The sequence below is a fragment of the Nocardia puris genome, from assembly GCF_003315035.1.
In the GTDB taxonomy this organism is placed as follows: domain Bacteria; phylum Actinomycetota; class Actinomycetes; order Mycobacteriales; family Mycobacteriaceae; genus Nocardia; species Nocardia puris.
In genome coordinates, this window is the sequence record NZ_QNRE01000006.1 from 196,047 (window position 1) to 215,045 (window position 18,999).

An 18,999-nucleotide genomic window follows, 5' to 3' on the forward strand; every position below is an offset into this window, starting at 1 on the left:
GGTGAACGGGTTACGCCTCGCGTTCTCCTGGCTGACCGTCCTTCCGGTGCGCGGGCCGGACGACGTGGACCGCCCCGCCGCCGCCCGTGCCATCGCCTTCGCCCCGGTGGTCGGCCTCGTGCTCGGCGCGGCGGCCACCGGGCTGCTGTGGGTGCTGGCGGGGGCCGGGGCGAGCGCTCCCCTGGCCGGGCTGCTCACCGTGGCCGCGCTGGCGCTGATCACACGCGGCATGCACCTGGACGGCCTCTCCGACACCATGGACGGCCTCGGCAGCTACGGTCCGCCGGAACGCGCCAGGGAGATCATGAAGGGCGGCGGCGCGGGACCGTTCGGTGTCGCCGCGATCGTGATCGCCGTTGGCGTCCAAGCGTTCTCGTTCGCCGCGCTGGCCTCGGAGGGGCGCTGGTTCGCGGTCGCGCTGGCGATCACGGGGGGCCGCGTCGTGGTGGTGCTCGCCTGTCTGCGCGGCACGGCCGCGGCTCCGGGCTCCGGATTCGGAACGCTGGTGGCGGGCACCCAGTCACCCCTGACCGCATCCCTGTGGATGCTGGCCGCGCTCCTGGCGGCGATCTTCGCGGTCCCCGACCGACCGTGGCTCGGCCCGGCAACGGTTGTTCTGGCCGTCGCCCTCACGGCGATCCTGGTGCGGCATACGGTAAGCCGGTTCGGCGGCCTCTCCGGCGACGTCCTCGGCGCCACCCTCGAAATCACCGTCGCCGCAACCGCCTTCGGCTTCTCCCTGGGCGGCCACTAGTACCGGCTTCGCACAGCAGACGGTTCAGCATCGACTTCCGCCTTCCGCACACGCGCGCCCCGATGCACGCGGGTGGTCACCCCACCCAGCACCGCGGCCACGGCGCACACGGCGGCCGCCGAAATCCACACGGCCGTGTACGAACCGTCCACTTCCCGGATCAATCCGCCGGTGAGCGCCATCGCGCCCGCGCCGATCTGGTGGAACACGCTGACGAAGCCGAAGGTGAGCGCGCTGTCCTCGGCGAAGTAGTGGCGGCACAGCGCGAGCGTCGGCGGCACGGTCGCGACGTCGAGGATCCCGAACACGACGGCGAACGCGACCAGATCGGGGGCGAGCCCGCTGCCGAACAGGAACGGCAGCGCCGCGAGCGCCACACCCCGCCCGAGGAAGAACACCGCGAGCAGCACCCGCGGCTCCACCCGATCGGTCAACCACCCCGCACCGACGGTGCCGAGGATATTGGCGACACCGATGACGGCGAGCAAGCTGGATGCGGCCGTCGCCCCCATCCCGTGATCGTGCGCGGCCGGCGTGAAGTGACTCCACATCAGCCCATTGGTGGTCGCCCCGCACAGCGCGAACATCACGGCGAGAATCCAGAACCGACGGTCCCGCAGGCTTTTCCCGAACGCCCGCACCGTCCGGGCGAACGGATCGGCGTCGCACTCCACTGCCGCACACGCACCGGAGCTCCGAACCACACCTCTCGCATCCACCCCATACGGATCCACCCCGATCGAATCCGGACTGTCCCGCAAGAACATTCGCACCACGATCAACGCCACCACGGCGAGCCCACCGCACACCAGCACCGGTCCGCGCCACTCGCCGTGTGCCAGTACCAAAGACAGCAGCGGGAGCAGGGCGAACTGCCCGAAGACGCTCGCCGCCGTGAGCAATCCGGTCGCGGTGCCGATCTTGCCGCGGAACCAGCGATTCGCGACCGTCGCGCCGAAAACCATGGTGAGCGAACCGGTTCCGACGCCGACCAGCAGTCCCCACCAGAGCACGAACCAGTACACCGAGGGCATCAGCATCGCCAGCGACAGCGAACTCACGACGAGCAGACCCAGTGCGTAGGAGGTGATCCGGCGCACCCCGTAGCGATCCATCAGCGCCGCGGTGAACGGCGCGACCACCCCGTACAGCACCATGTTGACAGCCACGCCGATCCCGATTCCGGTCCGCGTCCACCCGCGCGACTCGACGAGCGGCTCGGTGATCAGCCCGGCGAGGGTGGTGAACGACCCCGCCGCGACCAGCACGAGCGCCGCGACCCCCACCATCGTCCACGCCGGATGAACGCGCCGCCCGACACCGGCCTGGGTCTTGCTCCCGGAAATACTCACGTGCCTCCCTTCGAGTGCGCGGTGCGCACCTCGCCGACATATCCGGTCTAGCATCAAAGGAGCAGAATCGTGAGTATGCACAATTTCGTCCATATGGATGAGATGGATACTTACCCGCCACGAAGGAGGTGCCCGCGATGACGGTCGAGGACGAGGGCGTGCGCGGCCCGGTACGGCGCGCGATCGCGGTGTGCCCCGTGGAAGTGAGCATCGCGGTCCTGGGCGGGGCATGGAAGATGACCGTCGTCAAACACCTCCTGGACGGACCGCTGCGCTACGGGGAGCTGCGCCGCCGCGTCGGTGACGTCACCCCGCGCGTGCTCACCCGCCAACTGCGCGAACTCGAACAGGACGGCATCGTGTCCCGCCGCACCTTCGCGCAGGTGCCACCCCGCGTGGAGTACTCGCTCACCGCCACCGGCGAGGGACTGCGCGACTTCGTCGACGGACTGAATTCCTGGGGCGCCGCCTACATCGCCGGGCTCGAGGCCGAGGGGGCACACCCACGCCACCACGACATAGTGTTGTAGATCACAAATGCCTCATTCACCGGAATTCGCCGCGCCATTTCCGCACGCCACCGCCTGCGCCGACATATCCGGCCATCGCGGATATGAGCTTCGTCTCTTCGCGGCGCCGCTAATTCTCCGGGCACGGTTCGCCCGGACGAGCACCCGGCCCCGGACCGAAATTCGCGCAGCACCGGACCGGTCCACCACCCCGCGCGCGGGCCCACCACCCCGGAAACCCCCATTGACGTCGGAAAACGACTGGCGGACAACCATATTCGCAAACATCGCCCGCCCGCCGCGGCCCGGCAGAAATACCGGAACCACCGGTATCACCAATCTCGGCCCCGCCGACTGGGCTCCCGGACACCGCTCGCTACCTGTTTGCACAGACCCCGCGGAATATTTCGCACACCGGCGCGCAAACCGTCTGGGTCGGGCTCTACTGTGTGCGTATGTCTTCCGAACGCCTCTATTTTCGTCAGCTGTTGTCCGGACGGGACTACGCGGCCGGTGATCCGATCGCGACACAGATGCGGAATTTCGCGTACCTGATCGGCGATCGGGAGACGGGCGAATGCGTCGTGGTGGACCCGGCCTACGCGGCGGGCGATCTGGCCGACCTCGCCGAGGCCGACGGCCTGCGTCTCACCGGCGTGCTCGCCACCCACCACCACCCCGACCACGTCGGCGGCTCCATGCTCGGCTTCACCCTGCGCGGCGTGCGCGAACTCCTCGAGAAGACCAGCGTCCCCGTGCACGTGAACAAGCAGGAGCTGGACTGGGTCGCCAACGTCACCGGCATCGCGCCGAGCGAGCTGACCGGTCACGAGCACGGCGACAAGATCACGGTCGGCGCGTTCGAGATCGAACTACTACACACGCCCGGCCACACGCCGGGCAGCCAGTGCTTCCTGTTCGACAACCGCCTCATCGCGGGCGACACGCTGTTCGTGGACGGCTGCGGCCGCACCGATTTCCCGGGCGGCGATTCCGACGAGATGTTCCGCAGCCTGCGGTATCTGGCGGGCCTGTCGGGCGACCCGGTGGTGTACCCGGGCCACTGGTACTCGCAGGAACCCAGCGCGGCACTCTCGCACATCCGCGACAACAACTACGTCATGCGCCCGCAGACGCTGGAGCAGTGGCAGATGCTCATGCCCGGCTAGACGAGGCGAAGGCCCGCGCGGACGCTCCGCGCGGGCCATACCCCACCGCTCACATCCCGCGCATCCACCCGTGGATATCGGCGAACGTCCCGCGCTGGATGCCGGTCAACGTGTCCCGCAGCGCCATCGTCACCTCGCCCGGCTCCCCGCCGCCGATGGTGAACTCGCCCTCGGCCGAGCGCACCCAGCCGACGGGCGTGATCACGGCGGCCGTCCCGCACGCGAAAACCTCGGTGATCTCGCCGGATTCGGCGCCCTTGCGCCATTCCTCGACCGTGATCTTGCGCTCCTCCACCGGGTAGCCCGAATCGGCGGCCAGGGTGAGCAGCGAGTCGCGGGTGATACCGGGCAGCAGCGAGCCGGACAGCTCCGGCGTCACCAAGCGGGCCTCCGAACCGGACCCGAACACGAAGAAGAGGTTATTGGTGCCCATCTCCTCGACGTAGCGGCGGTCGCAGGCGTCCAGCCACACCACCTGGTCGCAGCCCTTCTCGGTGGCCTGCGCCTGCGCGAGCAGCGAGGCGGCGTAGTTGCCCGCCACCTTCGCCTCGCCGGTGCCGCCGGGCGCGGCCCGCACGTACTCGGTGGACAGCCACACCCGCACCGGCTTCACACCGCGCGGGAAGTACGCGCCCGCGGGCGAGCCGAGCAGCAGGTACTTGTAGGACTCGGCGGGCTTCACGCCGAGCCCGGCCTCGGTGGCGAACATGAAGGGCCGCAGGTACAGCGACTCCTCACCGCCCGCGGCGGGCACCCAGCGCTCGTCGACCTCGAGCAGCTGGCGCACCGACTCGATGAACAGTTCCTCGGGCAGCTCGGCCATCGCCATGCGGGCGGCGGAGCGGCGGAAGCGGGCGGCATTGGCGTCGATCCGGAAACAGGAGACGCTGCCGTCGGCCTGGCGGTAGGCCTTCAAGCCCTCGAAGATGGCCTGGCCGTAGTGGAACACCATGGTGGCCGGGTCCATCGGCAGCGGTCCGTACGGCTCGACGCGCGCGTTGGACCAGCCCTGGCCCTCGGTGTAGTCGATCGAGACCATGTGGTCGGTGAAGTACCGGCCGAATCCGGGTGCCGCCAAGATCTCCTGTACCCGCTGCGCCGGGACGGGCGCTGGATGGGGAACATGGACGAACTGTGCGGCGGCGGTCATGCGCTAGATCCTATCGGCCCCGGCCGGTCACGCCGTGCGGGCCCGGACGAACGGCGGCTTGACGACCTCGCAGCGCAGGCGGCGCCCGCGCACGTCGACCTCCACCTCGGTCCCCGGTTCCAGATCCGCGCCGGTGTCGAGCAGCGCGAGCGCGATGCCGATCTTGAGCGTCGGGGAGAACGTGCCGGAGGTGGTCTCGCCGACCGGTTCGCCGTCGCGCAGCACGGTCTGGCCCTGCCGCAGCACGCCGCGGTCGAGGGCGCGCAGGCCGAGCAGCGCGCGGCGCGGGCCGGCCACCTTCTCCGCCGTCAGCGCCTCGCGGCCCCAGAACTCGGGCTTCTTCCAGCCGACGGCCCAGCCGGCCCGCGCCTGCACCGGCGAAATGTCCAGGGACAGTTCGTGACCGTGCAGCGGGTAACCCATCTCGGTGCGCAAGGTGTCGCGCGCGCCGAGCCCGGCCGGCTGGCCGTCGGCCGCGCGCACCTGCTCCAGCAGCGCGCGGAACAGCGGGGTGGCGTCGGCCCAGCGCGGCAGCAGTTCGTAGCCGTGTTCGCCCGTGTAGCCCGTGCGGCAGACGCGGACGGGACGGCCGTCCCACTCCGCGTCGGCGTAGGCCATGTACTCCATCTCGGTGGGCAGGCCGAGCGCCGCGAGCACCTCGGCCGAGCGCGGGCCCTGCACGGCGAACACGGCGTAGTCGCGGTGCTCGTCGGTGACCGTGATCCCGTCGGGCGCGGTCTTCGACAGTTCGGCGACGACGGCGGCGGTGTTGGCCGCGTTCGGGACGAGGAAGATCTCGTCCTCGGACACGTAGTAGGCGATCAGGTCGTCGATCACGCCGCCCTCGGGCGTACAGCACAGCGTGTACTGCGCCTTGCCGGGACGGATGCGGTTCAGGTCGTTGGTCAGCGCCGCGTTCACGAACGCCGCCGCGCCGGGACCGCGCACCGTCGCCTTGCCGAGGTGGCTCACGTCGAACAGCCCCACGGCCGTGCGCACCGCCTGGTGCTCACCGACCGTCCCCGCGTACGAGACCGGCATCTCCCATCCGCCGAACGGCGCGAAGGTCGCGCCGAGCTCGACGTGGACGTCATGGATGGGGCCCTGCAGCAGGTTCGTATCGGTCACGCTGCGAAGCTTAGCCCCGCGTCGGGCCGCACGCCGTCAGCCGCGGAACCACATCGGGATGAGCGTCGGGCCGTCCTCGGGCAGGGTGTGGGTAACGCCGGTGCGGGCGAAGCCGTTGCGCGCGTAGAGCCGCGCCGACCGTTCGGTGCTCGCCTCCAGGAACGCCGTCTCCGACGCGTCGGAGTACGCCTTCAGCCGGTCGGCCACGATGGCGCCGCCCGCGCCCTTGCCGCGATGTTCGGGCAGCGTGACGATCGCCTGCAGGTAGCGGTGCGGGAACTCGCGCGGATGGTGCTCGGCCAGCAGCGATGTGACGTAGACGAGTTTGCGCAGCGGCCCCACATCCGGTCCGGCGGCGGCCATCTCGCGCGCCTCGGCCGCCTCGGCCAGCACCCGCTCCTCGGAGGTGACGTGCTGCCACAGCGACACGGCCCAGATCCGGTCCTCCTCCCCCGCGACCCACACCTCGTCGTCGCGCAGCGCCCGCTCCACCACGCGCGGGACGTAGTCCGCGCGATATCCCGCCGCGATATCGGGATGGCCCGCCATCACCCACGCCGCCACCGCCTCGTCGGCGCCGGCCGTCGCGAACGCGTCGGCCACCGCGTCCAGTTCCTCGATACCCGCCTTGCGCACCGTGATCGGCATGTCTTCTCCTCCCGAAGTGAACGATGTCCTCACCGGCCAATCTATGGATCACTCAGCTACGCAGCCATCATTTCGTCACACTTGTTCGTGTGTCGAAAACATCGCCGTGCCAGCACTGCGGCGGCGCCGTCGCACAGCCCGAGCGTGGGCGCCGCCGCCGCTACTGCTCGCGCTCCTGCCAGGCCCGCGCCTATCGCGCCCGCCGCGACCACCGCGCCCCGCAACCGCGCAGGCGCCCGTCGCGCCTGACCGCCGTCGGAATCACGCGCACGGCAGTGGAACTCGCCGACCGCGACGGTCTCGACGGCCTCACCATGCGCCGCCTCGCCGGGGAGCTGGGCGTCGCGACCGCCGCCCTCTACCGGCACTTCCCCGAACGGGAGGCCCTGCTCGGGGCGATGACCGAACTCGTCATCGCCGAAGCGCCCGAACCGCGGGCCGACCCGGCCGACTGGCGCGCGGCGATCACCGCCGAGGCCGAGGCCGAATGGCAGCTCTACCTCCATCACCCCTGGCTGCTGCCGGTGCTGGCCAGGGCGCAACCGCCGCTGGGGCCCGCATTGTTCGACACGTTGGAGCGCTCGTTCGCCGCCCTCGACGGCTTGGGCCTGTCCCACGAGGAGACCCTCACCGTCTACCTGACCTGCTCCGGCCTGGTGCAGGGACTCGCGCTGCTGTGGAGTTCCGAACGCGCGGAGCGGCTTTCCGGCGCGGAGGTCTACCGCCGGACCACGACCCGCGCCGAGGTCGCCGAACTGCTCGATCCGGCACTTCGACCCGCCCTGCACAAAATCTTCACCGCCGACCCGCCCGGCCCGGAACTCGACTTCGACGCCCTGTTGCGCCGCGGGGTGGGCCTGCTGCTGGACGGCGTCGCGCTGCACCACTCGAAGCCGACCGCTTAGCCTGTGCTGATGACCGCTGTTGCAGATCGCTCACTCGGACCGGAATTGGCGCGCACCGTAACTCTCGGGCCGGACACCGACGTGCTGGTGATCGGATTGACCTCCTCCGAGAACGGTCCGTCGATTGCGCCCGACGACCTGTTCGGCGACGTGCTCACCGCCGAGGTGCGCGCGGAACTGCTCGACCAGCTGGGCGCCGTCGGCGCCAAGGGCAAGGCCGAGGAACTCACCCGGGTGCCCGCGCCCGCGCTGCTCGACGGCGTCACCAGCGTGCTCGCCGTCGGTCTCGGCGCGCCCGACAAGGTCGACGCCGAACAGATCCGCCGCAGCGCCGGCGTCGCCGCGCGCTCGCTCAGCGGCACCGAGGTCGTCGCCACCACGCTGGGCGGCCTGGATCTCGGCGCCGCCGCGGAGGGCTTCTACCTCGGCGCGTACACGTTCACCCCGTTCCGTTCCCAGAAGTCCGCGCCCAAGCCCGACGAGCAGCCCGTCACGCGGGTCGAATTCCTGGTGCCCGAACCGGATTTCGGCGAGGAGGCGCTGCAGCGCGCCCAACTCGTCGCCGAAGCCGTCGCCACCGCGCGCGATTTCGTGAACACCCCGCCCAGCCACCTGTTCCCCGCCGAGTTCGCCGCGCGCGCCCAGGTGCTCGCCGAGGGCGCGGGCCTCGAGGTCGAGGTGCTCGACGAGAAGGCGCTGGAGGCCGGCGGTTACGGCGGCGTGCTCGGCGTGGGCAAGGGCTCCTCGCGTCCGCCGCGCCTGGTGCGGATCAGCTACCCCGGCGGCGAGAAGAAGGTCGCGCTGGTCGGCAAGGGCGTCACCTTCGACACCGGCGGCATCTCCATCAAGCCCGCGCAGAACATGGAGAACATGACCTCCGACATGGCGGGCGCGGCGGCGGTCGTGGCCACCGTGCTGCTCGCCGCGCGCCTCGGCGTTTCCGTCACCGTGACGGCGACCGTCCCGATGGCGGAGAACATGCCCTCGGCCACCGCGCAGCGCCCCGGCGACGTGCTCACCCAGTACGGCGGCACCACCGTCGAGGTGATCAACACCGACGCCGAGGGCCGCCTGATCCTGGCCGACGCCATCGTGCGCGCGGGCGAGGACGCGCCCGACTACCTGATCGATGTCGCCACCCTCACCGGCGCGCAGATGGTCGCGCTCGGCACCCGGACCCCCGGCGTGCTCGGCACCGACGATTTCCGCGACCGGGTGGCCCGCATCTCCCGCGAGGTGGGCGAGAACGGCTGGGCCATGCCGTTCCCGGCCGAACTGCGCGCCGACCTCAACTCCAAGATCGCCGACCTGGCCAACGTCACGCCGCACCGCTGGGGCGGCATGCTCTCGGCCGGGCTGTTCCTCGAGGAGTTCGTGCCCGAGGGTGTGCAGTGGGCGCACCTGGACGTGGCCGGGCCCGCGTACAACACCGGCGGACCGTTCGGCTACATCGGCAAGGGCGGCACCGGTGTGCCGGTGCGCACGCTGATCGCCGTGATCGAGGACATCGCCGCAGAATGAGTGATCCGGTGGCGTCGCTCCCGGCCGCGGGGCGACGCTACCGGTACTCCGCGCGCTACCGGTCCTTCGCGCGCTACCGGCCTTTCCGGCGCTACAGGTCCTTCAGCTCGTCTTCGAACGCGCGCTGGCGCTCTATACGCTTGCGCGCGTCGTAGTCGCGCATCCGTTGCGGGTAGCCGGTCTTGGCGACGTCGTACACCGGGATGCCGAGATCGCCCGCGAGCCGCCGCGCGCCGCGCTCGCCGACGATGCGGCGCGTCCATTCGCCGTCGGCCGCCACCAGCACCACGGTCACGTCGGTGATCGTGGTCTTCGGCTCTATGTAACCCTCCACGCCGATGTGGGTGCGCACCCACTCCGCGAGATACCGGGCGTCCTCGTTGCCCGAGGTGGCACGGCGTGTCGCACCGCCACCACCGCGGCCGGCGCCGCGGAAACGATCGAGCAGGCCCATCGGCGCCGACCTCCCTTTCCTCCCGGATTTCCGCTCACATCCGGTCCCTCCATGGTGCCAGCTTCCCGGTCGAACGCCGCGATGTTGCCGACAGAACACTGCCCTGTGCTACACGCCACGCGATCGAGTGCAAGGATGGACCGCGGTACAAGAACCGCACCGATCTCCGGTGCCGCGCGGAATTGTCCGGTGGCTTCCGGGTTCTCACCGCGACCAGTGGTGAGCGGCCCGCCGCGAGATCAACTGTTGTAGAACCCGTCGAGCAGTCAGAGGAGTCAACGGACATGGCCTTCTCCGTCCAGATGCCGGCTCTTGGTGAGAGCGTCACCGAGGGAACGGTGACCAGGTGGCTGAAGCAGGAAGGAGACACGGTCGAGGTCGACGAGCCGCTGCTCGAGGTCTCCACCGACAAGGTCGACACCGAGATCCCGTCCCCCGCGGCGGGCGTGCTGTCGAAGATCGTCGCCCAGGAAGACGATGTGGTCGAGATCGGCGGTGAGCTCGGCGTCATCAGCGAGGCCGGCGAAGCGCCCGCCGCCGCACCGGCTCCCGCTCCCGAAGCCGCCCCCGCCCCCGCGCAGGAAGCACCGGCCCCCGAGCCCGCCCCGGCCCCCGCCGCGCAGGCGCCCGAGCCCGAGCCCGCACCGGCCGCCGCCTCGGGTCCCGCCGAGGGCACCCCGGTGAAGATGCCCGAGCTGGGCGAGTCGGTCACCGAGGGCACCGTGACCCGGTGGCTGAAGTCGGTCGGCGACGACGTCGCGGTCGACGAGCCGCTGCTCGAGGTCTCCACCGACAAGGTCGACACCGAGATCCCCTCGCCCGTCGCCGGCACGCTGCTGGAGATCACCGCGCAGGAGGACGACGTCGTCGCGGTCGGTGGTCAGCTGGGTGTGATCGGCAGTGGCTCGCCGGCCGCCGCCGCGCCTGCTCCGGCACCCGCGCCCGCGCCGGCGCCTGCGCCCGCCCCTGCACCTGCTCCTGCTCCGGCCCCCGCGGCCGCCGCCCCTGCACCGGCGCCAGCACCTGCTCCGGCTCCTGCACCGGCACCCGCGCCTGCTCCGACACCGGCTCCCGCTCCTGCACCCGCCGCCGCGGCTCCGGCCCAGTCGTCGTCCGGCAACGGCGCGACCCCGTACGTCACCCCCTTGGTCCGCAAGCTGGCCGAGGAGAACGGCGTCGACCTGTCCACCCTCACCGGTTCCGGTGTCGGCGGACGCATCCGCAAGCAGGATGTGCTCGCCGCCGCCGAGGCCAAGAAGGCGCCCGCCCCGGCTCCGGCCCCCGCCGCCGCCCCGGCCGCGGCCGCGCCCGCCGCCAAGGCTCCGGCCGCACCGAGCCCGCGTCTGGCGCACCTGCGCGGCACCACGCAGAAGGCCAGCCGCATCCGGCAGATCACGGCCACCAAGACCCGCGAATCGCTGCAGACCACCGCGCAGCTGACCCAGGTCCACGAGGCCGACGTCACCAAGATCGCGGCGCTGCGGGCGCAGGCCAAGGCGGCCTTCTCCGAGCGCGAGGGCGTCAACCTGACGTTCCTGCCGTTCTTCGCCAAGGCGGTCGTCGAGGCGCTGGGTGTGCACCCCAATATCAACGCCTCCTACGACGAGGGCACCAAGGAGATCACCTACCACGCCTCGGTGCACCTCGGCATCGCCGTCGACACCGAGCAGGGCCTGCTCTCGCCGATCATCCACAACGCCAGCGACCTGTCGCTGGCCGGGCTGGCGCGCGCGATCGCCGATATCGCCAACCGCGCGCGCAACGGTGGCCTGAAGCCGGACGAGCTGTCGGGCGGCACCTTCACCATCACCAATATCGGCAGCCAGGGCGCGCTGTTCGACACCCCGATCCTGGTCCCGCCGCAGGCGGCCATGCTCGGCACCGGCGCGATCGTCAAGCGCCCGGTGGTGGTGACCGACGAGACCGGTGGCGAGTCCATCGGCGTGCGGTCGATGACCTACCTGCCGCTCACCTACGATCACCGCCTGATCGACGGCGCCGACGCCGGTCGCTTCCTGACCACCATCCGGCACCGGCTCGAGGAGGCGGCGTTCGAGGCCGATCTGGGCCTGTAACGACTGGGGAGGGTTCGTACCCGTATGAAGGTCGTGATCGCCGGTTCGTCCGGGCTGATCGGGACGGCGCTCGTCGCGGCCCTGCGCCGCGACGGGCACGAGGTGGCCCGTCTGGTGCGCCGTCCCGCCGCCGCCCCCGACGAGTTCGTCTGGGACCCCTCGCGCGCCGAACTCGACGCCAAGGCGTTGCGCGGCGCGGACGCGGTGGTCAACCTGTGCGGGGCCGGACTGGGCAGACGCCGCTGGAACGGCAGCTACAAACAGGAGCTGCGCGACAGCCGCATCACCCCGACCGACGTGCTCGCCGGGAAGGTGGCCGCCGCGGGCGTGCCGGTGCTGGTCAACGCCAGCGGCGTGCACTACTACGGCGGCGCCACCGGCGACCGCGTGGTGGACGAATCCTCGCCCGCCGGAACGGGTTTCCTGGCCACGCTGTGCAGGGACTGGGAAGCCGCGACCGAGCCCGCCGCCGCCGCGGGGGTGCGCACGGTGCTGTTGCGCAGCGCCGTCGTGCTCTCCCGCCACGGCGGGATGCTCGGCATGCTGCAACCCCTGTACTCGCTGGGCCTGGGCGGGCGGCTGGGCAGCGGACGCCAGTACACACCGTGGATCTCCATGGACGACGAGATCGGCGCCATCACCCGCGCCCTCACCGACGACGCGCTGAGCGGCCCCGTCAACGCGGTCGGTCCCGCGCCCGTCACCAACGCCGAATTCAACCGCGCCCTCGGGCGGGCGGTGCGGCGTCCCACGCCGCTGGTGGTGCCCGCGTTCGCGCTGCGCGCGGCGATGGGTGAGTTCGCCGAGGAGGCGATCCTGCGCGGGCCGCGCGCCATCCCGACCGCGCTCGAGGAGGCGGGGTACGAGTTCCGTCATCCGACGATCGGGGCGGCGCTGGCGGCCGCGGTCGGCGCCGACGACGATCACCGCTGAGCGGTCCGTTCGACCCCGGGTGAGCAGGCTCGCATTGCGGGTGGGCGGCCCGGCGCGCCATGATCGGGCTGGAGAATTCGCCTGTCCCGTGCCCGGCACAACCCGGTGCCCCGTGCACGCAGCACCGGACCCGTGCACGCATCACCGGAACGGACCGATCGGTTCGAACCGCTCCCGGCCCACCACCCACCGACGGAGATCCTGTGACCACGCTCGAAACCCGCCCCACCGCCGTGATCCGGGACGCGCGGGAGTCCGATCTCCCCGCGATCCTCGCGATCCACAACGCGAACATCGCCACCTCCACGGCGATCTGGGACGTCGAGCAGGTCGGCCTCGAGGAGCGCGCGGCCTGGTGGCGCGACCGCACCGCCGCGGACATGCCGGTGCTGGTCGCCGCGATCGACGGCGAGGTCGCGGGCTACGCCAGCTACGGGCAGTGGCGGCCCAAGGTCGGCTACCGCCACACGGTCGAGAACTCCGTCTACATCGACGACCGCTTCCAGCGCCGCGGCCTGGCCAAGGCCCTGCTCAGCGAGTTGATCGACCGCGCGCGCACCTCCGGCCGCGTCCACGCCATGGTCGCCGCCATCGAATCCGGCAACACGGCCTCCATCGCCCTGCACGAACGCTTCGGCTTCGTGATCGTCGGGCAACTCCCCGAGGTCGGCCGCAAGTTCGACCGCTGGATGGACCTCACCCTCATGCAGCTGACCCTGCCGATGGACCCCGAGGCGGTCTAGAGGGGCAGTTCGCGACACCGGCTTGCTCGTCACCCCGTGAACAACGCGGTGCTCCGAAGCGAACAGTCCGCCGCGCGAGTTGCGAATCCGCCCCGGCGTCACCAACGATCGGCTCCATGAGGTTGCGCCGCGTACTCGTCACCACCCTCGCCGCCCTGGTCGTCTCGGCCTCCTGGGCGGCCCCGGCCCCCGCCGCCCCACCGGCCGGCGACCTGTCCGCCCTCTGGACCACCCCGGCGAAACCCTCGTCGGAGTTCGATTTCCTCCTCGCCTTCAGTTTCGGCAACCGCATCCCCGAGGGTGTCGACCCACAGCGCACGGTCGGCGCACCGGGCCCGGTGAACGAAGCGCTCGCCGCCGCCGTCGTCGCCACCAGGAACGGCCGTGACATCCCCGTCTACGCGCAGACCGAGATCGCCGAAGTGCTGCGCGACGAGTACGCCCTCCCCGACGTCGTCTCCATCGACCCCGACCGCGCCGACGACGGCACCCTCGTCTACCTGTCCACCGACGGCGTCGCAGCCCGCGCCGCCGAACTCCGTGGCGACACCGACGGGATCGCGGGTGTCATCGCCTTCCACGATCACCTGTGGCGCGCCGTCCACACCACCCGGACGCGCGGGCTCACCGCGTTCGCCCCCGAGGACGTGCCCATGCCCACCGAGTACGACCCGCTGTCCGGCCAGCCCTGGACCACCAGCCGGGAGCGCTACCTGCCCACCGACTACGCGGGCCGCATCCCGTTGCTGCCGGGCCTGCTCGGCCGCTGACGCGCACGCCCGGGCCCGGTGACGGGCACCGTCACCCGGGCGTAACGTCAAGGGCGTGAAAGACACGCGCGCCCGCCTGTCCGCCCGGTTCGACACCACCCCGGTCGAGATCGAGGACCTCGGACTGATCGACTACCACGCCGCCTGGGAGATCCAGCGTTCCATCGCCGCCGACCGCGCCGAGGGCCGCGGCGCCGACCGCCTGCTGCTGCTCGAGCACCCGTCGGTCTACACCGCGGGCCGCCGCACCGAGGCCGAGGATCTGCCGATCGACGGCAGCCCGGTGGTGCAGGTCGATCGCGGCGGCAAGATCACCTGGCACGGTCCGGGCCAGCTCGTCGGGTACCCGATCGTCCGGCTGGCCGAGCCCGTCGACGTGGTGCAGTACGTGCGCCGCCTCGAGGAGGCGCTGATCGCCGTCTGCACCGGGCTCGGCCTGGCATGCGGACGCGTCGAGGGCCGCTCCGGCGTGTGGCTGCCCGCGGCGGGCCTGTTCGCCGAGCGCAAGATCGCGGCCATCGGCGTGCGCGTGCAGCGCGGGGTCGCCCTGCACGGCATCTCGCTGAATTGCAACTCCGCCATGGACGGTTTCCAGGCCATCGTCCCCTGCGGCATCCGCGACGCGGGCGTCACCACCCTCACCCGCGAACTCGGCCGCGAGGTCACGGTCGCGGAGGTGAAGCCCCTGGTCGCCGACGCGATCATCCGCGCACTCGACGGCGACCTCCCGGTCACCGACCACACCCTCGCGCAGGCGCCCGGCGCCGCGGCGGCCTCGGGGACGTGAGCCCGGCGGACCGCACTGTGACCGCCCTCTCACCCGTGCGCCCGGCACCTCGGCACCGTCGGCCGGGCACGGCGTAAGGTCGAGACGTGACCTCAGTCGACACCCCGACATCGCACACCACGCCCGCCGCGGGATCCGCGCCGGCACAACCGGAATCCGCCGTCGCGCTGCCGGTTCCCACGGTCCCGCCGAAGTCCGGCGACCGCGCGGCGAACGGGCGCAAGCTCCTGCGCATCGAGGCGCGCAACGCGCAGACCCCGATCGAGCGCAAACCCAAGTGGATCCGCACCCGTGCCACCATGGGCCCCGAGTACACCGAGCTCAAGGGTTTGGTGAAGCGCGAGGGCCTGCACACGGTGTGCGAGGAGGCGGGCTGCCCCAACATCTTCGAGTGCTGGGAAGACCGCGAGGCCACCTTCCTCATCGGCGGCGAGCAGTGCACCCGCCGCTGCGATTTCTGCCAGATCGACACCGGCAAGCCCGCCGCCCTGGACCGCGACGAGCCCCGCCGCGTGGCCGAGAGCGTCCAGGCCATGGGCCTGCGCTACTCCACCATCACCGGCGTCGCCCGCGACGACCTGGACGACGGCGGCGCCTGGCTCTACGCCGAGACCGTACGCGCCATCAAGCGCCTCAACCCCGGCACCGGCGTCGAGCTGCTCATCCCCGACTTCAACGCCGACCCTGATCAGCTCGCCGAGGTCTTCTCCTCGCGCCCCGAGGTGCTGGCGCACAATCTGGAGACGGTGCCGCGCATCTTCAAGCGCATCCGTCCCGCGTTCCGCTACGAGCGCTCCCTCGCCGTCCTCACCGCCGCCCGCGAAGCCGGCCTGGTCACCAAGTCCAACCTCATCCTCGGCATGGGCGAGACCCCCGAGGAAGTCACCCAGGCCATGCGCGACCTGCACGAGGCCGGCTGCGACATCCTCACCATCACCCAGTACCTGCGCCCCTCCCCCCGCCACCACCCCGTCGACCGCTGGGTGAAGCCGGAGGAGTTCGTCGCCCACTCCAAGACCGCCGAGGAGATCGGCTTCGCCGGCGTCATGGCGGGTCCCCTGGTCCGCTCCTCCTACCGCGCGGGCCGCCTCTACGCGCAGGCGATGGCCCACCACGGCCGGGAGATCGCCCCCGCCATGACCCATCTCGCCGAGGAAGGCACCGCGTCGCAGGAGGCCTCGTCGGTGCTGGCCCGCTTCGGCAGCTGACGCGGTTCATCGCTGACCCCCTCCGGGCCCGGCGCCCGGAGGGGTGTTCCCAGCGCTGGAGCGCGACCACAGGAGCGCCGTGAGGATCGTTCCGCCGGTCGCACCGGGGCCGAACGCCGGTCGCGGTCCCGCGTCAGCACCATCCTGCGGTCCGACAAGAAGCCGGGCGCGGGGACGAAACGCCCACGATCCAGCGTCTCGGCGGTGATCCGGTGGGCGCGGTTGATGGCGGGGCGCTGGGTGCACTCCAGGACGTTGGTCTTCATCCCGCTGATGACGGCCACGTCGACGCTGGCCAGCGAGTGCTTCTCCGTGCGCAATCTCCGCACGCCGGAAAGGAATTCACGCGCCTCGGCCCCCATCGCGCGGGCCGCCCGCACGGTGGAGTCGAAGCGGCGGAGGTCGGCGTACACGTCCGCGGGCTGACGGCGGCCGATGCGCGCGATCAGCTTCGAGATCCGCCGGGTCCGCTCACCTGCCGACCCGTTCCGCGACGGCGACCGTCACCCCGCGCGACCTATCGGACGCCGATCGACGCCCCGGGGCGGCAAACCACCCGCCCACTCAGGCGTCGGCGTGAATCCTCCCGATCAGATCGTTCAGCTCCGCGCGCCGATGCCGCAGATCGTCGAGTTGCCCATCCAGTGCGGACAATTCGGCCCGCAGCGTCGGTTCCATGCACGGCTCCACATCGTCGTCCCCGCCGCACACGCAGGCGAGCACGTCGTTGATCACCCGCACGGGCAGTCCGGCCGCGAGCAGCCGGCGGATCCGCGCCACGTCGCGCACCGCGGACTCCGGGTAGTCGCGGTAGCCGTTGGCGGAGCGGTCCGGGGTGATCAGCCCGCGTTCCTCGTAGTAGCGCAGCAGCCGCTGACTGGTTCCCGTCGCCGCCGCGAGCTCACCGATCCGCACAAGGTCCTCCTTCGTCCGTCCGGTCACAACCACCGAACCGCGCCCACCATTCCGCCTTGACCTTCACACCGTGTGAACGTGGACGGTGGTCCCATGCGAACCGATTACGCCTTCGACACCGACTTCCACGTCCACCGCATCGGCCTCGGCACCATGCGCATGGCCGACCGCCCCGACCAGCGCCACGGCATGACTGCCCCGATCTGGCACCCGCCCACCGACCGCGCCGACCTGATCGACTTCCTGCGCGCCGCCGCCGACGCCGGCGTGAACCACTTCGACACCGCCGACGCCTACGCCCTGGGTGCGGGCGAAGAACTCCTCGCCGAAGCCCTCGCACCGTTCCGTACCGAGGTCACCATCGCCACGAAGATCGGCAATACCCGCCCCTCCCCCGCCGAGTGGGTGCCGCTGGGCCGTCCCGAATTCCTGCGCCAGCAACTGGAATCGAGCCTGCGCCGCCTCCGCACCGACCGCCTCGACCTGCTCTACCTGCACCGCGTCGACCCCACGGTCCCCCTCGCCGATCAACTCGGCGTCCTCGAAAACGCCCGGCGCGAAGGCAAAGTCCGCGCGATCGGCATCTCCGGCGTCGACGCCGCCCAACTCGCCGAGGCCCGAAACATCGCCCCCATCACCGCCGTCCAGAACAACTACTCCCTCGGCGACCGCACCCACGACGACATCGTCGCCCTCACCCGCGCCGCGGGCATCGCCTTCGTCGCCTTCTTCCCCCTCACCCTCGGCCTCGCCGCCACCGACCCCCGCGCCACGAAAATCGCCGCCGCCCACAGCATTTCCCCCACCCGCCTCGCCCTCGCCTGGCTCCTGCACAAGGGCGACCACCTCCTCCCCATCCCCGGCACCACCAACCTCACCCACCTGAAGGACAACCTCGCCGCACTCGACGTGCACCTTTCGGAGGACGAACTCGCCACCCTCGACAGCATTTCGGGGTAGTGCGCCGTTTCGTCGTGGGTGCCGTGCGCGACGGCACCCACGACTCGTCCCACGACGGGTAGCTACCAACCATCGATCGCTCGAGCAGCTCCACCTGGGCACGCGATGGAACTCTTGGTCGGCACCTCCCGAGCTTTTCGCCGTCCAGAAACCGGCCGGCAGAAGCCGCTGGGCGAGATGAGCACGCCAGCACAAGCCTCACTCCGCCGACCACCGACGACACACCGTCCGACCTGATTCCCTGGCGAACGTGTGCCCGACTGCTGGCGGAACCCAGCTCCACTCACCCCACCCCCGGAATCTTCCGAACCCACGTACGGTTGAAACCAGGCAGACGACCGGTGGCGCACCACCGCGCGGGTCCGAGACGAAGGAGGCGGCGTGACCGACACGAAGAAGGCGATCCTGGCCGGGGGCTGCTTCTGGGGCATGCAGGACCTGATCCGCAAACAGCCCGGCGTCCTCGCCACCCGCGTCGGCTACACGGGCGGCGTCAACGACCACCCCACCTACCGCAACCACCCCGGTCACGCGGAGGCCGTCGAGATCATCTACGACCCCGCGCAGACCGACTACCGCGCCCTGCTGGAGTTCTTCTTCCAGATCCACGATCCCACCACCAAGGACCGCCAGGGCAACGACATCGGCACCAGCTACCGCTCGGAGATCTTCTACCTCGACGACGACCAGAAGCGCGTCGCCCTCGACACCATCGCCGACGTCGACGCCTCCGGCCTCTGGCCCGGCAAGGTCGTCACCGAAGTGAGCCCGGCCCCGGAATTCTGGGAAGCCGAACCGGAGCACCAGGACTACCTCCTCCGCTACCCCGACGGCTACACCTGCCACTTCCCCCGCCCGGGCTGGAAGCTCCCCACCAGGCAGACCTCGGGGCAGTAGTCCATTCGACGGCGGGACGCGCCATCGACTCCCCGCCACGTTCGCCGATCGGCCCGCCCTCACGTCCAACCGCAGACGTAGCGGCTCGGCCGGGGTCCGTCGGGCGCCCGACGATCGCGGT

Annotated in this window: 20 protein-coding genes; 14 read left to right on the plus strand and 6 right to left on the minus strand. The window is 71.2% G+C overall.

All coding sequences use genetic code 11. From position 1 onward, the window contains the following. The first annotated feature begins 1 nt into the window (after position 1). Entirely contained in the window at positions 2-754 is a 753-nt protein-coding gene (locus DFR74_RS18025; RefSeq protein WP_067511149.1) for an adenosylcobinamide-GDP ribazoletransferase, read from the plus strand. Here DFR74_RS18025 and DFR74_RS18030 read toward each other — a convergent pair. Beyond that, positions 751-2,160, minus strand: a complete 1,410-nt coding sequence (locus tag DFR74_RS18030; RefSeq protein ID WP_084537878.1) for an MFS transporter — start codon at positions 2,158-2,160, stop codon at positions 751-753. The genes DFR74_RS18025 and DFR74_RS18030 overlap by 4 nt on opposite strands. A gap of 83 nt (positions 2,161-2,243) precedes the next feature. On the opposite strand from DFR74_RS18030, the gene DFR74_RS18035 reads away from it, so the two are divergent. Next, complete coding sequence (locus DFR74_RS18035) at positions 2,244-2,636, plus strand: winged helix-turn-helix transcriptional regulator (RefSeq protein WP_067511131.1); 393 nt, start codon at positions 2,244-2,246, stop codon at positions 2,634-2,636. Between the two features lie 434 nt (positions 2,637-3,070). Continuing rightward, positions 3,071-3,784, plus strand: a complete 714-nt coding sequence (locus tag DFR74_RS18040; protein WP_067511132.1) for an MBL fold metallo-hydrolase — start codon at positions 3,071-3,073, stop codon at positions 3,782-3,784. Positions 3,785-3,833: 49 nt separating this feature from the next. Here DFR74_RS18040 and DFR74_RS18045 read toward each other — a convergent pair whose 3' ends face one another. The 3 genes from DFR74_RS18045 to DFR74_RS18055 are packed head-to-tail and all read right to left on the minus strand — an operon-like array spanning position 3,834 to position 6,710. After that, positions 3,834-4,934 carry a branched-chain amino acid aminotransferase gene (locus DFR74_RS18045; RefSeq protein ID WP_067511133.1) on the minus strand — a complete coding sequence of 367 codons (1,101 nt, stop codon included), beginning with the start codon at positions 4,932-4,934 and terminating at the stop codon, positions 3,834-3,836. Positions 4,935-4,961: 27 nt separating this feature from the next. After that, positions 4,962-6,062: a glycine cleavage system aminomethyltransferase GcvT gene (gene gcvT, locus DFR74_RS18050; RefSeq protein ID WP_067511134.1), complete on the minus strand. Its 1,101-nt coding sequence runs from the start codon at positions 6,060-6,062 to the stop codon at positions 4,962-4,964. A 36-nt stretch (positions 6,063-6,098) separates the two neighbouring features. Further along, complete coding sequence (locus tag DFR74_RS18055; protein WP_067511135.1) at positions 6,099-6,710, minus strand: GNAT family N-acetyltransferase; 612 nt, start codon at positions 6,708-6,710, stop codon at positions 6,099-6,101. 89 nt (positions 6,711-6,799) lie between these two features. On the opposite strand from DFR74_RS18055, the gene DFR74_RS18060 reads away from it, so the two are divergent. Next, entirely contained in the window at positions 6,800-7,615 is an 816-nt protein-coding gene (locus tag DFR74_RS18060) for a TetR/AcrR family transcriptional regulator (protein ID WP_067511136.1), read from the plus strand. A gap of 9 nt (positions 7,616-7,624) precedes the next feature. Continuing rightward, positions 7,625-9,136: a leucyl aminopeptidase gene (locus DFR74_RS18065; RefSeq protein WP_067511150.1), complete on the plus strand. Its 1,512-nt coding sequence runs from the start codon at positions 7,625-7,627 to the stop codon at positions 9,134-9,136. Between the two features lie 91 nt (positions 9,137-9,227). Here the strand turns inward: DFR74_RS18065 and DFR74_RS18070 are convergent, their stop codons facing one another. Then, a complete protein-coding gene (locus DFR74_RS18070; RefSeq protein ID WP_067511137.1) occupies positions 9,228-9,590 on the minus strand; it encodes an oxidoreductase in 363 nt (120 codons plus the stop codon). 284 nt (positions 9,591-9,874) lie between these two features. Between DFR74_RS18070 and sucB the strand changes: the two genes are divergently transcribed. The 7 genes from sucB to DFR74_RS18105 all read left to right on the plus strand — a co-directional run bounded on the left by sucB (position 9,875) and on the right by DFR74_RS18105 (position 16,532). After that, on the plus strand, positions 9,875-11,665 hold the full coding sequence (sucB, locus tag DFR74_RS18075; protein ID WP_113975169.1) for a 2-oxoglutarate dehydrogenase, E2 component, dihydrolipoamide succinyltransferase: 1,791 nt from the start codon (positions 9,875-9,877) through the stop codon (positions 11,663-11,665). 24 nt (positions 11,666-11,689) lie between these two features. Continuing rightward, on the plus strand, positions 11,690-12,598 hold the full coding sequence (locus tag DFR74_RS18080; protein ID WP_067511300.1) for a TIGR01777 family oxidoreductase: 909 nt from the start codon (positions 11,690-11,692) through the stop codon (positions 12,596-12,598). 203 nt (positions 12,599-12,801) lie between these two features. Then, positions 12,802-13,341, plus strand: coding sequence for a GNAT family N-acetyltransferase (locus tag DFR74_RS18085; protein WP_232331825.1), 540 nt, complete (start codon positions 12,802-12,804; stop codon positions 13,339-13,341). Between the two features lie 116 nt (positions 13,342-13,457). After that, positions 13,458-14,111, plus strand: a complete 654-nt coding sequence (locus DFR74_RS18090; RefSeq protein WP_067511301.1) for a hypothetical protein — start codon at positions 13,458-13,460, stop codon at positions 14,109-14,111. A gap of 55 nt (positions 14,112-14,166) precedes the next feature. Continuing rightward, on the plus strand, positions 14,167-14,898 hold the full coding sequence (lipB, locus tag DFR74_RS18095) for a lipoyl(octanoyl) transferase LipB (RefSeq protein ID WP_067511302.1): 732 nt from the start codon (positions 14,167-14,169) through the stop codon (positions 14,896-14,898). Positions 14,899-15,065: 167 nt separating this feature from the next. Beyond that, positions 15,066-16,106 (plus strand): lipoyl synthase, encoded by a 1,041-nt coding sequence (gene lipA / locus DFR74_RS18100; RefSeq protein WP_067511361.1) that lies wholly within the window; start codon positions 15,066-15,068, stop codon positions 16,104-16,106. Between the two features lie 204 nt (positions 16,107-16,310). Further along, on the plus strand, positions 16,311-16,532 hold the full coding sequence (locus DFR74_RS18105) for a hypothetical protein (protein WP_067511303.1): 222 nt from the start codon (positions 16,311-16,313) through the stop codon (positions 16,530-16,532). Between the two features lie 138 nt (positions 16,533-16,670). Here DFR74_RS18105 and DFR74_RS18110 read toward each other — a convergent pair whose 3' ends face one another. Further along, the gene (locus DFR74_RS18110; protein WP_067511304.1) at positions 16,671-17,021 is read right to left on the minus strand and encodes a MerR family transcriptional regulator; all 351 of its coding nucleotides are present in this window, start codon (positions 17,019-17,021) and stop codon (positions 16,671-16,673) included. A 93-nt stretch (positions 17,022-17,114) separates the two neighbouring features. On the opposite strand from DFR74_RS18110, the gene DFR74_RS18115 reads away from it, so the two are divergent. Together DFR74_RS18115 and msrA are read left to right on the plus strand one after the other, a co-directional pair. Continuing rightward, positions 17,115-17,981 (plus strand): aldo/keto reductase, encoded by an 867-nt coding sequence (locus DFR74_RS18115; protein WP_067511362.1) that lies wholly within the window; start codon positions 17,115-17,117, stop codon positions 17,979-17,981. 381 nt (positions 17,982-18,362) lie between these two features. Beyond that, entirely contained in the window at positions 18,363-18,878 is a 516-nt protein-coding gene (gene msrA, locus DFR74_RS18120) for a peptide-methionine (S)-S-oxide reductase MsrA (protein WP_067511305.1), read from the plus strand. The last annotated feature ends 121 nt before the right edge of the window (positions 18,879-18,999 follow it).